The organism is Lysobacter hankyongensis (genome assembly GCF_039543145.1).
Lineage (GTDB): Bacteria > Pseudomonadota > Gammaproteobacteria > Xanthomonadales > Xanthomonadaceae > Lysobacter_I > Lysobacter_I hankyongensis.
In genome coordinates this window covers 17,151-32,061 of record NZ_BAABJE010000018.1, presented here as the reverse complement: position 1 = coordinate 32,061, position 14,911 = coordinate 17,151, and the positions used below count along the sequence as shown (strand labels likewise).

Genomic DNA, 14,911 nt, shown 5'->3' with positions numbered 1-14,911 from the left:
ACACACGAGTCCGTCCGGAAATATCAGGCCGGCAGCATCGGGTGTTCGATCGCGAGCCCGGCGAACGTGATGGAAAGCATCGACGGATGTGGGGCGGCCGCAACGCTTCGTGCCCACCTGATTGCGCATATGGAGCGTGCCGTGAACCGCGACAACCACTTCGATGCCGACCGACTGGCAGCCGTGACGCGCCTGTGCGCCCTGATCCTCCCGGCCGAAGCGCAGTCGCCCGGTGCCGTCGAGCTCGACGTGCCGGCCTTTCTCGGGGATCTGATCGCACACGCACCCCAAGCCTGGAAGACGCTGTGGGAGACCGGTCTGGAAGCGCTCGATGCCTGCAGCCAGGCACGCATGGCGATGCGGTTCGCGGCGCTTCCGGACGATGCGGCGATCGCGCTGCTGGACGACGGCCTGGCCGGCAGGGCCGATGCCGCACCGCTCACGCCCTTTCTCCAGGCGGCGAAGGCGACGATCGCCAAGGCCTACTACCGCACCGAACATGGTCTGCACGTGGAACTCCGCGTCCGCAAGGTGCCCAGGCCCGCGCCCACGCAGCCCGCGGAAGAGCATCGGCCGTCGTTGCCGAAGACGCATTACGACGTGATCGTGGTCGGCTCCGGCGCCACCGGCGCGTGGTCGGCCAAGGAACTGGTCGAAAAAGGCCTGGATGTGCTGCTGCTCGAAAGCGGTGCGCTGCCGACCCGCAACCCGCGCGCGAAATATCCCTACGAACTGCGGTTTCGCAACCTGTTCGACAACGACGTGCTGCATGGCGCCGCGCAGCCGATCCAGACGCGGCTCTGGGCCTGCGACGAATACCGGGCCGATTTCTTCATCGACGATCTGAAGAATCCCTACGAAGGTGCGGACGCATACACCTGGATCCGCGGCGCGAAAGTCGGCGGCCGCATGAACATGTGGGGCCGCCAGGTCTACCGCTACGGCGAGCGGGATTTCAGTGGCGATTTCCATCCCGCGGGCGCGCCGGCGTGGCCGTTCGGCTACGACGAAATCGCGCCCTACTACGACGAAGTGGAGTCGACGATCGGGGTCAGCGGCGCGGAGGACGGCATCGAAACCCTGCCCGACGGCCGGTTCCTGCCGCCGATGGACTTCACCGACGGTGAGCTGCACCTGAAGGCGCGCGTCGAAGCGCGCTGGCGCGAGCGCAGGATGATCATCGGGCGCACCGCGATCCTGACGGTCGACCATCAGGGCCGCAAGGCCTGTCGTTCGATCGGCCACTGCTACCGCGGATGCGACAGCGGTTCGTTCTTCGATCCGGTCGGTACGATCATCAACGGCCTGGCGGCACGCGACAATTTCCATCTGCAACCGAACGCCAAGGTCTCGCGCCTGCTCTGCGGACAGGACCCGCGCAGGGCGAACGGCGTCGAGTTCGTGGACACCGTCAGCGGCGAACGCCGGAAGGTCTTCGCGAAGTCGGTCGTACTTGCGGCATCGACGATCGCCACGACCCGGATCCTGCTCGCGAGCCGGACCGCCGATTTTCCCGGAGGCGTCGGATCCAGTTCGGGCGTCCTCGGAAAATTCCTGCACGGCCACGTGCACTCGGTTACCTGTTCCGGCAGCGTCCCCTGGCTGCGCAAACCCGTCGGCGTGCACGACGAAGGCCGCTCGAACCAGTTCTACATTCCGCAGTTCCAGAATCTCGGGGAGCGACTCGACGGCGGACACTACGGCGGTTTCGGCATCGAGGGCGCGGTCAAGCACTACATGCAGCCGCGCGATCTCGCCACCCGGCCGGGCTTCGGCGTGGCGTTCAAGCGCAGCATCCGCGAAGACGACAATCCCGCGCACTTTTTCCTGACCGCGTTCGGCACGATGCAGCCGCGCGAGGAGAATCGCGTCACCCTGAGCGAGCGCGTGGACCACTGGGGCGATCCGGTGGCGAAAGTCGAATGCCGCTACGGCGGGAACGATCTGGCCATGGTCGAGGCGATGCGCCGCGCGGTGGAGGAGATCGCCATCGAAGCGGGTTTCGACATCGCCCATGTGACGCCCACCGCCGGCACGCCGGGCATGTGCATCCATGAAGTGGGTTCGGCGCGGATGGGGCTCGATCCGGCCACCTCGGTGGTGGATCCCTGGAACCGGGTGTGGGACATGCCGAACGTGCTGGTGGTGGACGGCGCCTGTTTCCCCAATGTCGGCCCCCAGAATCCGACCCTCACCATGATGGCGGTGGCGCTGCGGGCCAGCCGTCGGTTGGCGATCGATCTGCTTCGTCCGCTCGATGCCCGAGCATCGAGCGATGCGCGCGATGCGCAGCCCGCCTGAACATCGATCCACGACAGGGAAGTAATTGCATGCCATCCCCGAAACATCAGGCCATCGCTTGCCTGCTGTGGTGCGCCGCCTTCGCCTGCGACGCGCAGCCGGACGAGCGCTGCCCGACACCATCCGCCGGCGAAGTCGCCGGCATCCCGGCGCCGGCGGACGGCAGCGGGAAGGCGCGGTGCGTCGATCCGGCGACGAACACCGGCCGCGCCACCGCCAACGCGATCGTCCGGGCCGACGATGCGTTCGGCACCAGCGTGGGACGGGAGTCGATCGGGATCTACACCGCAGGCAGCGTGCGCGGTTTTTCCGCGGTCGCGGCGGGAAACGTGCGGATCAATTCGATGTATTTCGACCAGATCCAACCCCTGTACCCGATGATGCGCGAAGCGACGAACATCCGCATCGGCCTGTCGGCGACCGCCTCTCCGTTTCCGGCCCCGACCGGCATCGTGGATTACACGCTGCTGACCCCCAAAGCGGTGCCATCGACATCCGCGACCGCCGCGATCGACAGCTGGGGTGGCGTCAGCGTGCAGATCGATCGGGATCAGCCGCTGTTGGCCTCGTTGCGCATGGCCGGCGCCATCGGCCTGTACCGGAACGAGTTCCGCAACGGGACGGACAACGCGCAGGTGGTGAGCGCTCTCGCGGGGCGCTGGGCGCCGAACGAACAGATCACGGTGCAGCCGTTCTGGCAGCACTCCACCGTGCGCGACGACGACACCGGCCCCCTGTACATGACCGCCGGCAACTACCTGCCGCCGGAGATGGAACGCCGTCGTTTCGCGGGGCCCTCCTGGCTCGATGCGAACTCGCGATCCGATGTCTACGGCGTGGTGGCCAACGTCGCGATCAGCCCCCGCACGCAACTGCATGCCGGCATCTTCCACTCGCGCATCGACATGCGCACCGATGCGGCCAATCTCTATGTCGGCGTGGATCGCGACGGATACGGTCGACAGATCGCGATTCTCGATCCGCCGAGCGCCTACACCGCCACCAGCGGCGAGACCCGGCTCACCCGCGCCTTCGTCCACGGAAAGACGTCGCACCAGCTGCATCTCAATCTGCGCGCGCGCCGGAAGGAACGCACCTACGACGGCTCTTCGGAGATCGACCTCGGTCCCGCCCGGATCGGAGCGCGGCGCGACATCGAGCGGCCTGAGGTGCGATTCCAGGAACAGTCCCGCTATGCCCTGCGTCAGGCATCGGCGGGCGTGGCCTATCGGGGACTGCTGGGGAAAGCGCTGGAGGTCGGCGCCGGCGTGCAGAAAGTCCGGTACGAAAAGACCACCACGCTTCCCGGCCTCGCACCCGCGTCCAGCCGCAGCGACCCATGGCTCTACAACCTGTCGGTCGTGGGCATGGTGGGGGATCAATTGTCCGTGTACGGCGGCCTGGTGAAGGGCCTCGAAGAGAACGGCGTGGCGCCGGCGAGCGCGGCCAATCGCAACCAGCCGCTCCAGGCCATCGAAACGTCGCAGCGCGATCTTGGCGTGCGCTGGCAGATCCACCGGGACATGCGCCTGATCGTCGGCGCGTTCGATATCGAAAAACCTTATTTCCAGACCGGAAACTCGGGCACCTTCGAACCCCTGGGGTCGATCGGCAGTCGCGGGCTGGAACTCTCCCTCAGCGGAAAGCTCAGGCCGAACCTGACCGTCGTCGCCGGCGGCGTCCTCATGCGTGCCGAGGTCACCGGGCCGCAGGTGGCCGCCGGAGCGATCGGATCGCACCCCGTGGGCATTCCCGACCGGGTCTTCAGGCTCAACATGGACTGGAAACCCGACGCCGCCGGAGGCGCGCTGTCGTTCGACATGGGCGCGGCGCATGCGTCGGCGAAGTGGGCGAACCGAAGCAACACCGTCCGGATTCCGGCGCGCACCATCGTCGATCTCGGCGCCCGTTATCGGATCGCGTCCGGCGATCGGAACATGCTGCTGCGATTCGTCGTCAGCAACGTCTTCGATACATTCGGATTCGAGGCGCTCGCCTCCGGACTGTACGACACGATCCCGGGCCGCCAGGCCTTCCTGTCGCTCACGGCCGATTTCTGAGCATGGACGCCACGTCTTCCGGCGACAACCCGATCGGGCGGCACAAGCCGGCGTTCCGCTTCGTGTTCCTCAGCGTCCTGATGAGCGCGATCTCTTTCAGCATCGTCATTCCGATCCTGCCCAATCTGGTCAGGCAACTGTCGGGAGGCGACTATGCGACGGCCGCGATGTGGATGATGCTGTTCCCGGCGGCGTGGGGACTCGCCCAGATCGTGTCCGCGCCGATCCTCGGCGGCGTTTCGGACCGCTACGGGCGCCGACCCGTGCTGCTGATCTCGTCGCTGGGGCTGGGCATCGACTATGCGCTGATGGCGATCGCGCCGAACCTGTGGCTGCTGCTGGCGGCACGGATCGTGAGCGGCGCCACCGCGGCCAGCTTCTCCACCGCGCATGCCTACGTGGCGGACATCACCGACCAGGACAACCGCGCGGCCTTCTTCGGCAAGCTGGCGTCCGCGATCAGCATCGGCTTCATGGTCGGACCGGTGCTCGGCGGTTGGCTGGGCGAAATCGACCTGCGGCTTCCCTACGTCGCCGCGAGCGCGGCGACGCTGCTCAACGTGTTCTACGGCTGGCTGGTGCTTCCGGAATCGCTGCCGGCGGAGCGCCGCGCCGACCGCGTGAAGATCAAGTCGCCGTTCAACGCCGCCGGCATCAGGCTGCTGTTCGGCAGGGGCGATCTGCGCAGCCTGTCTTCGATCAGCTTCCTCTACAGCCTGTCGAACATGCTCTGGGGCAGCGTCTGGGTGCTGTTCTGCACGCATCGCTTCGGCTGGTCTCCCGTCGGCGTGGGTCTCGCGACGGCGGCGGCCGGCGTGGCCGGCATCGTCGTGCAGACCTGGGCGGTCGGCCGGATCGTCGCCCGGGTCGGCGAAAAAAAGGCGCTCGAGATCGGCACGGCCGTCGCCGCGCTGTCGCTGTTCTACATCGCGTTCTGTCCCGACACCTGGTGGTACGCGCTCAGCATCGCACCGGCGGCGTTCAGTCTGCTGGTCGGGCCGGGATTGCAGGGCCTGGTCAGCGCGGCGGCGAAACCGGACGAACAGGGCGCGGTGCGCGGCGGTCTGCAGTCGCTCGGCGGCATCGCGACCGTGATCGGTCCATCGCTGTATGGCGGCGTGTTCGCCTGGTCGGTCTCGGTCGAATCCTCGGTCGATTTGACCGGGTTGGCGGTGCTGCTATCGTCGGCCTGCATGGTGGTGGCGTTCTTCATCGCCAGACGATTTTCCCGTCCGGCGCGGATCGAGAGCGTTCCCGCGGCGGCATGACGAGACGTGCGGATGACAGGCGAACCCGAAGTCAGGTGGGGCATGATCGGCGTGGGCTCGGTCGCGGAGCACAAGAGCGGCCCGGCCTTCCTGCAGGCGGCGGGCGGCATGCTCGCCGCCGTGGCGTCGCGACGGGCGGACCAGGCCCGCGACTATGCGACGCGCCACGGCGTGCCGATGGTGTTTTCGACGCCCGAGGCGCTGATCGCATCCGACCGGGTCGATGCCGTGTATATCGCGACCCCGCCTTCGTCGCATGCGCGCTATGCCCTGGCGGCGGCGCGCGCCGGAAAACCCTGCTGCATCGAAAAACCGATGACGGTCCACCTGGAAGACGCGATCGAGGTCTGCCAAGCCTTCGAAGCGGCCGATCTGCCGTTGTTCGTCTCCTACTACCGGCGCAGCCTGCCGCGATTCCGGGCGGTGGCGGAAGCCATCGAACGCGGCGACATCGGGGACATCGAATCCGTGGCCTGGACCCTGACCCGCGTCGGCGCGACGCCGGTGGCGGGCGAGAACTGGAGGGTCCATCCGGATGAAGCGCCCGGCGGCATTTTCGAGGATCTGGCCTGCCACGGGCTCGATCTGTTCGACCAGTTCTTCGGCCCCGTGACCGAGGTCGAGGGCTCGACCCTGACCTACCGCGACGCGCCCGTGCCCGAGCGGGTGGAAGCGCATTGGCGGCACGGCGCAGCGATCGACGGGCATGGGCTGTGGGATTTCGCCGCGACACGACGCAGCGACGAAGTCACGATCCGGGGCCACCGGGGCCGCCTGCGCTTCGCGATGTTCGACGATCATCCCATCGAGGTGATCCCCGACGATGGCGATGCGTCGCAGCTGCGGATCGACAACCCCGTACCGATCCAGCTGCCGCATGTGATCGCCCTCAACCGGGCCCTGAATCATGGCGCGCCTCACCCATCGACCGGCCGCTCGGCGCTGCGGACCCAGCGGATCAGCGATCGGATCCTCCGCGGTCCGGACGCGCGGCGCGTTTCGGCCACGACCATCGGCAGCCCGGCGGACTGAGCCCCAACCCGGGCGCGACGCGATCTCGACGGTCTCTGGCCGCCGCATCGCGGCGCTCGCGTTTACCGTCCATGTGCCAACCATCCGTCCGCGGCCGAGTCCGATGACAGGTCGATGGCGACGGGAAACGCGCACGGTGTCATGTCCACGCCCGACGGATCGGCGGCGGCGGGGACATGGCGACCGGAGGGATGTGTTCTTCACGGGTGGGGGAGGATCGGATGGCTCGCGGAGGCGGACAGGACGAGAAATCGCCGCGCAATCGCATCGAGATCCCGAAGATCGAGCTGCCCAGGGGCGGCGGCGCCACGCGCGCGATCGACGACAAGTTCCAGGTGAACTCGGCCAACGGCACCTCCTCGTTCTCGGTGCCGCTGCCGTTCCACCCCGGTCGCGACGGCTTCGGGCCGGCGCTGTCGCTGGGCTACGACTCGGGCGGCGGCATGGGGCCGTTCGGGCTCGGCTGGTCGCTGGACCTGCCTTCGATTTCGCGCGCCACCGGCAAGCGCTTGCCGCGCTATGACGATGCCGCCGGGAATGGTGCCGGGTCGGACGATTTCCAGCTCACGGGCTTCGACGATCTGGTGCCGGCGATGCGCGCCGACGGCACGCCGGACATCGAGGACGTGGGCGGCTATCGCATCCAGCGCTATCGCCCGCGGATCGAAGGCACGTTCGCGCGGATCGAGCGCATCCACAAGACCGGCGAAGTCGCCGCCTACTGGCGGGTGATGCCGGGCGACGGCACCACCACGGTCTACGGCCGCAGCGCCGCCGCGCGGATCTTCGACCCCGAGGCGCCGCATCGGGTGCTGCGCTGGCTGCCCGAGTGGCGTTTCGACGATCGCGGCAACTGCTTCGAGTACCGCTACAAGGCCGAAGACCTCGCCAACGTGCCCGGGCATGCGTCCGAAGCGCTGCGCCGGGACGGCGACGCCGCGTACGCCAACCGCCATCTCAAGCGCATCCTGCATTGCAACCGCATCGCCTATGTGCCGGGCGACGACAGCCCGCCGCACGATCCGCCGCCGCCCGCCGGGCTGGGCTATTTTTTCCAGGCGCTGTTCGATTACGGCGAACACGACGACGACCTCGATCCGATCGAGGCGCGGGCATGGATGGCGCGCGGCGATGCCTGGTCGGACCGCCGCGGCGGTTTCGATCTGCGCAACAACCGGCTGTGCCGCCGCATCGTGTTCTACAACCGCTTCGAGGAACTCGATCCCGGCCAGCCCGATCCGGCGTGGATGCCGACCAAGGGCATCGAGTTCGACTATGCGCACGCCGATTTCTCGCAGCCGGCGGCCGCGCCGGTGGACTGCGAAACGCTGCTCGGCATCGCCGAGGTCGGCTATCGGCCGGACGGTACCGGCGGCCTCGGTCGCACCGCGCTGCCGCCGATGCGCTTCGCCTATCACCCGGCGACGATGGATGCGACCGTCCACCGCAGCACCCGCGCGGACCTGCCGAACGCGCCCAGCGGACTGATGGGGGAAGTCCACGCGATCGATCTCTACGGCGACGGCGCGCCGGGGCTGCTGACCGAAGTCGGCAGCGAATGGTTGTACGCCCGCAATCTCGGCAACGCCCGTTTCGAGCGCGCGCGACCGGTCTGGTCCAGACCGTCCTTCGCCGGCATCGCCGGCGGGACGCTGCAGGTCCGCGATCTCGACGCCGACGGCTCGAAGCAGGTGGTGATCGAGCAGCCGGGTCTCGCCGGCTATTTCGAACTCGAAGAGGACGCGCGCGCGTTCGCGCCGATGGTCGCGTTCGCACGTCCCGCGGTGATGCCGCCGGGCGCGCGACGCAAGCTGATCGATCTCGACGGCGACGGCCGGCCGGAGATCGTGATCGCCGGCGAGCACGCGCTCCACTATCTCGAAAACCGCGGTCGCGAAGGCTACGGCCGATGGTGCAGCGCCGCCTATCCCGCCGGCGAAGGTCCGCAACGCCTGCTGTTCGCCGACGAGAGCGAGGGCATCCATCTCGCCGACATGACCGGCGACGGCCTGAGCGACCTCGTGCGCGTGCGCTGCGATTCGATCGCCTATTGGCCGAATCTCGGCCATGGCCGCTTCGGGCCGCTGGTGCGGATGGACCGCAGCCCGGTGCTCGACGCACCGGAGCGCTTCGATCCGCGGCGGGTGCAGTTCGCCGATCTCGGCGGCAGCGGCGCGGCGGATCTGGTCTACGACGCCGACACCGGCCCGGTGGTGGCGCTGAACTTCGCCGGCAACGGCTGGGGGCCGACGACCCGCTTTCCGGGTCTGGCCGGCGGCCGTCCGGGCACCCAGCTCACCGTCGCGGATCTGCTCGCCCAAGGCACGCCGTGCCTGGTCCGCGCATCCAGCCTCGCCGCCGATGCGGGCGCACCGCTGGCCTGGATCGATCTCTACGGCGGACGGCGGCCGAACCTGCTGGCGCAGGTGGACAACGGCGCCGGCAAGACCGTCTCGATCCATTATCGAAGCTCGGTCCAACTGCAGCTGGAAGACGAGATGGCGGGGCGGCCATGGATCACCCGCCTGGCCTTTCCGGTGCAGTGCGTGGTCCGCACCGAAACCCGCGAGCGCGTCACCAACAGCCTGTTCGTCTCCACCTACCGTTATCGCCACGGTTATTACGATCACGCCGACCGCGAATTCCGCGGCTTCGCCTTCGTCGAGGAGATCGACACCGAAAGCTATTCGGCGCTGGCCGGATCGCAACCCGGCAACGCGCCCGCGCCCGAACTGCACGAGGCGCCGACGCGCACGCGTCACTGGTACCACACCGGCGCGTTTCCCGGCTGGTCGCTGCCCGAACGACTCGCGGACGAATTCGCACCGCTGCCCGCGGCCGCGGCGGGGTTGAACGGACGCATCGACGAAGCCTCGGCGATCGGCTCGCCCGTCGACCGTCTGCGCGCGCATCGCGTGCTCAAGGGCAAACCGCTGCGCACCGAAGTCTGCGCGCTGGACGGCAGCGCGGAAGAGGAACGGCCGTACCGGATCAGCACCCACGGTTACGCGATCCATCTGGTCCAGGCGCGGGGCGACAATCGCTACGGCGTGTATCAGGCGACCGAGACCGAGTCCGTCGAGATCCACATGGAGCGCGACGACGACGATCCGCGGATCGCGCACCGGCTCACGCTCGCGGTCGACGACCACGGCATTCCGCTGCGGGCGGCCGAAGTCGCGTATGCCCGCGCCATCGTCCCCGCCGGGCTGGATGCCGAGGTCGCCGACGCGCAGCGGGCCAGCCGGATCACGATCCGCACGCTGCGCAACATTCCGGATCTCGGCGGGCCCGCGTTCTGGCGCAAGCGGATGATGTGCGAGACCGCCACCTACGAACTGACCGGTGCGAATCCGGGTGCGAATCCGGGTGCGGGTCCGGGTGTGGTTCCGGGCGCCACGCACTGGACGCCGGCCGCGCTGGACGCCGCATTCCTCGCCGCCGCACCGCGCGACTACGCGTCCGCGCTGCCCGCCGGCCCGGCCCGGCGCCTGATCGAACTGGAGCGCGTGCTGCTGGCCGACGACAGCGATCCGGCGATGCCGCCGCTGCCGCTGGCGACCCCCGCGCGCCGCGGCATCGTGCGCGAAACCTACAAGCTCGCGTTCGACGCGACCCTGCGCCAGTCGTTGTACGGCGCCGACATCGCCGACGCGGATCTGGCCGCGGCGCACTACGTGGCGCAGGCCGATCTCGTCGCCGCCGGCCTGTTCCCCGCGGGCGAACCCGCGCGCTGGTGGACCGCATCCGGTCATGTCGAATACGGCGCCGACCCGGCCGCGGCCTTCTTCCGCCCGATCGCCTACATCGACCCCGTCGGCCAGCGCACCGAGGTACGCGAGTATCGCGACTACTTCCTGTTGCTGGACCGCATCCGCGACGCCGCCGGCAACGACATGACCGTCACCGGCTTCGACTTCCACGTCGTCGCGCCGCGCGAAGTGCGCGACATCAACGGCAATGTCTCGGCGGTGGCCTACGACCGCCTCGGCCTGGTCGCGGGTTCCGCGGTCATGGGCAAGGGCGCCGAAGCCGACACGCTGGCCGGTTTCGTGCCGGATCTGGACGGCGCCGATATCGACGCCTTCTTCGCCGATCCGCTCGGACAGGCGCGCGCGCTGCTCGGTCGCGCGACCACGCGCGTCGTCTCCGATCATCGTCATCAGCCCAACTGGTCCGCGGTCATCGGTCGCGCGATGCACGACGCCGACGAAGTCGCGAGCGGCACGCAGGGCCAGTTGCAGATCGCTTTCGACTACACCGACGGCCTCGGCGCGGTGGTGCTGCGCAAGCTGATGACCGAGCCCGGCGAAGCGCTGGCGATGGTGGACACCGGCGGCGGCCCGGTCGCCGTCCGCGTCGACAGCGGCAGCGATCCGCGCTGGGTCGGCAGCGGCCGCAAGGTGTGCAACAACAAGGGTCGCGCGGTCCTCGAATTCAATCCGTATTTCGCGCTGGATCACGGCTACGACGATGCCGACGCGCTGGTCGCCGCCGGTCGCTCGAAGCGCAGTCACTACGACGCCTTCGGCCGCCTGACCGCGGTCGATCATCCCGACGGCAGCCGCGAGGAAACGCGGATCGCGGCGTGGTCGCGCGCCCGCTACGACCGCAACGATCTGGTCGCCGGCTCGGTGTGGCGGGTGCTGCGGATCGGCGGCGCGCGCGGGCCGGCGGCGCAGGCGGCGGCGGTGCAGACCGATCTGCATGCGGACACGCCGGCGATCGAGCATGTCGATGCGCTCGGCCATGTCGTCGCGCGCATCGATCACAACCGCTTCGTCGATCGCATCACCGGACTGCCCGTCGACGAGTCGCTGATCACCCGCAGCCGCACCGACATCGAAGGCAATCTGATCGAGGTCGTCGACCCGCGCGGCATCGCGATCGTGCGCCACGCCTACGACATGGTCGGCACGCGCGCGATCTCGACCACCGCCGACGGCGGACGCCGCTGGCGGCTGTCGGATGCGCTGGGAAAAATAATGCTGGCCGGCGATGCGAAGAACAACCGCATCCGCATCGTCTACGACGCGATGCAGCGGCCCAGCGAATTCCGCGTCCGTCCGTTCGGCGGCGCCGAATTCCTGCGCGAGCGGCACCGTTACGGCACCGCGGCGCACAGCGCCGTCAACGCCAACGGACGGCTGCTGGAAGTGTTCGACGGCGCCGGTACGGTCGCCACGCCGCGCTACGATTTCAAGGGCAATGTCCTGGAAACCCGCCGGCGCTTCCTCGCCGATCCGCGCCTGGTGCCCGACTGGAGCGCGCTGCCCGCGCCCGCACTCGCCGCGGGTGCGCAGACCACGCTGACCGTCCACGACGCGCTGAATCGTCTGACCGCGCTGACCGCGCCCGACGGCAGCGTCGAGACCTACGCTTACAACGAGACCAATCTGGTCGAGACCGTGGCGGTCGCGCCCGCGGGCGGCGCCCCCGTGGCGTTCGTCGAGGACATCGACTACGACGCCAAGGGCCAGCGCAATTTCATCCGCTACGGCAACGGCGTCGAGACCGACTACGCCTACGACGCCGACACCGATCGCGTCGCATCGATCCGCACCCGCCGCCTGGCCGACGGCGCCGTGCTGCAGCAGCTCGCTTACACCTACGACCCGGTCGGCAACGTCACCGCGATCGTCGACGGCGCGCTGCCGACCCACTATTTCAACAATGTCGCGGTGGACCCGGGCGGCAGTTTCGCCTACGACGCCATCTACCGCCTCGCCAGCGCCACCGGCCGCGAACACGCCGCCGCCAACACCCCGCCCGACTGGTCCGACGCGCCGCGCATGATGCTGCCGCACAAGACCGACGGCGATGCGCTGCAGCGCTATCGGCAATCGTTCGAATACGACCGCTCGGGCAATCTCGTCCGGATCGAGCATCACGCCGGCCGCGGCGCCTTCATCAACGCCTGGACCCGCACGCTGGCCTACGCCGCCGCCAGCAACCGGCTCGAATCCTCGACGGTCGGCGCCGCGCCGCCCGAAACCTTCGTCTACGACGTCCACGGCAACACCCTGTCGATGCCGCATCTGGGCGGCCTCGACTGGGACGAGGACAACCGCCTCATCCGCGTCCGCAACAACGCCGGCGACAAGGTCTGGTACGGCTACGACGGCGAGGGCAACCGTGTCCGCAAGTTCGTCGAGCACGCGGACGGCAGCACCGAGGACCGGATCTACGTCGGTCGCTGGGAACGCATCGAACATCGCCGCGCCGACGCATCGCTGCGGGTCGCGCGCGAGACCCTGCACGTGCTCGACGGCCAGACCCGGATCGCGACGATCGAACGCCGCACCGCCGGCGCCGACACCGGTCCGGCATCGCTGACCTGCTACCAGTTCGGCAATGCGCTGGGCACCGCGGTGCTCGAACTCGACGAGCACGCGCAGATCCATTCCTACGAGGAATACCACCCGTTCGGCACCACCGCGCTGCAGTCGGTGAGCACGCTGCGGCGGGTATTGCCCAAGCGCTACCGCTTCACCGGCAAGGAACGCGATACCGAGACCGGGCTGTACTACCACGGCGCGCGCTACTACGCGCCGTGGCTGTGCCGATGGACCGCGCCCGATCCCGCGGGCGCCGCCGACGGCCAGAATCTCTACGCGTATTCGGGCAATCGCCCGATCGGATCGAGCGACCCGACCGGCCTGTGGGAAACGCCCAGTTGGCGCACCGTGGCGATCGTCGCCGCGGTGGTCGTGGTTGGCGCGGTGGTCACGGTGGCGACGGCGGGCGTCGCGGGGCCGGTCATCGCCGGCGCGGTCGCCAGCGTGGGCCTGACCGGCACGGCGGCGACGGTGGCGACCGGCGTCGCGGTGGGCGCCGTGTCCGGCGCGGTGGCCGGTGCGGCCTCGGGCGCGGCGGGCGAAGTCACCCGGCAGACGGTCAACAGCCGCGCGCTGGGCCTCGGCAATCAGGAATTCTCCGGCCGCGCGATCCTGCGCGAAGCCGGTTCGGGCGCGGTCACCGGCGCCGCGGTGGGCGCGGCGATCGGCGGCGCGGCCGCGTTCGCCGGCACCGCCGCGGGCGCCGCGGCGATCGGCGCGGCCGGGCGTGCCGCGACCGCGGCGACGCGCGCGGTGGTGCCCGCGGCGATCCGCTCCGGCGCCTCGACGGCCGCGCGCACGGTCGCCAGCGCGGCGGGCAGCGTCGCCAGAACGTCCGGCGGGCAGGTCGTGCGCCGCGGCGTGGAGGCGGTGGGGCGGCGGATGGCGGCGATCGAGGCGGGCGCCGCGCAGCGCGGCCTGTCGGCGTCGCGGGCGATGTTCCGCCCCGGCTCCGCAGGGCTGCAGGCCGCCGAATCCCAGGCCGCGCGTTCCATCGGCGGCGTCCGGATCGCCGCGTCGGAAAGCACGCCGAGCGGTTCGGGATCGCTGCTGCCGACCTCGTCGCTCAATCCCCGGCAGGCGGCGATGCACGGCCGGCTGCCGACGCCCGGTTCGACCGCGGTCGTGCCCAAACGCGCGGTCTCGATGTCCGACCTGCGCGCGATCGGGCGCGTCACCGGCGACGAGTACAACATGTTTACGATCGGTTCCCGGCGGCTCATCGTCCGCGGCGTGGGACGCGAAATCACGGTGTCGGAAGGCATGTACAAAGATCTGGTGGCGGGCCGATACGGCCGCTGGTCGGGGCATACGCACCCACCCGGCTACGCGATCGATCCGAGTACGGTCGATCGTTCCTTCATGGGTGCGATGGGACAGCAGCGAAGCGGCATCTGGGGCGACGCGGGACACACCGTCTACGGTCTCACCCCTGCCGACGACGCCAGGATCATGGCGGACATCCGCCGTGCGATGAACGAACGCTGGTATGGGAGCGGGCGATGACGCGACAACAGATACGGGCCATCGACGCGGCGGTGGCCGCCGCGGAAGCGGCGCTCGAAGCGCGCCACCCGGCCGCATCCCGGCCGGCGTGGTTCGCCCGCAGCGTCGCCCAGAGCGTGCGCGTGCCTGCGCACGACACGGTCGAAGTGCGTTATCGCGCGGAGCGCAAGGTGCCGCTGAAACCGAATCAGTCCTGGGAGGATTCGCCCGGCGGCCGGCGCCTGATCGAGATCGACGAGAACACCGGCATGCGCCACGTCGTGATCACCCGCGACACCGGCGAATTCCTCGACCTGTTCACCGTCGTGTTCGACATCCCGACGGGCGCGATCGACATCGTCGTCGATGCCGACCTGGACGCCATCGATCCCGAGGGGATCGAATCTCCGGGGTGACGGCGACAGCG

6 protein-coding genes are annotated in these 14,911 nt (G+C 69.3%); all 6 read left to right on the top strand.

Annotation, left to right across the window (positions count from 1 at the left end):
* The first annotated feature begins 141 nt into the window (after positions 1 to 141).
* The 6 genes from ABD974_RS16685 (at position 142) to ABD974_RS16660 (ending at position 14,900) form a co-directional block, all read left to right on the top strand.
* Positions 142 to 2,301 carry a GMC oxidoreductase gene (locus ABD974_RS16685; protein ID WP_345304474.1) on the top strand — a complete coding sequence of 720 codons (2,160 nt, stop codon included), beginning with the start codon at positions 142 to 144 and terminating at the stop codon, positions 2,299 to 2,301.
* Positions 2,302 to 2,330: 29 nt separating this feature from the next.
* Positions 2,331 to 4,361 (top strand): TonB-dependent receptor, encoded by a 2,031-nt coding sequence (locus ABD974_RS16680; RefSeq protein ID WP_345304473.1) that lies wholly within the window; start codon positions 2,331 to 2,333, stop codon positions 4,359 to 4,361.
* A 2-nt stretch (positions 4,362 to 4,363) separates the two neighbouring features.
* Positions 4,364 to 5,629, top strand: a complete 1,266-nt coding sequence (locus ABD974_RS16675) for an MFS transporter (protein WP_345304472.1) — start codon at positions 4,364 to 4,366, stop codon at positions 5,627 to 5,629.
* Between the two features lie 12 nt (positions 5,630 to 5,641).
* Complete coding sequence (locus ABD974_RS16670) at positions 5,642 to 6,661, top strand: Gfo/Idh/MocA family protein (protein ID WP_345304471.1); 1,020 nt, start codon at positions 5,642 to 5,644, stop codon at positions 6,659 to 6,661.
* 221 nt (positions 6,662 to 6,882) lie between these two features.
* A complete protein-coding gene (locus ABD974_RS16665; RefSeq protein WP_345304470.1) occupies positions 6,883 to 14,505 on the top strand; it encodes a SpvB/TcaC N-terminal domain-containing protein in 7,623 nt (2,540 codons plus the stop codon).
* Positions 14,502 to 14,900, top strand: coding sequence for a hypothetical protein (locus ABD974_RS16660; RefSeq protein WP_345304469.1), 399 nt, complete (start codon positions 14,502 to 14,504; stop codon positions 14,898 to 14,900). Before ABD974_RS16665 ends, ABD974_RS16660 begins: the two co-directional genes overlap by 4 nt.
* Positions 14,901 to 14,911 lie beyond the last annotated feature (11 nt).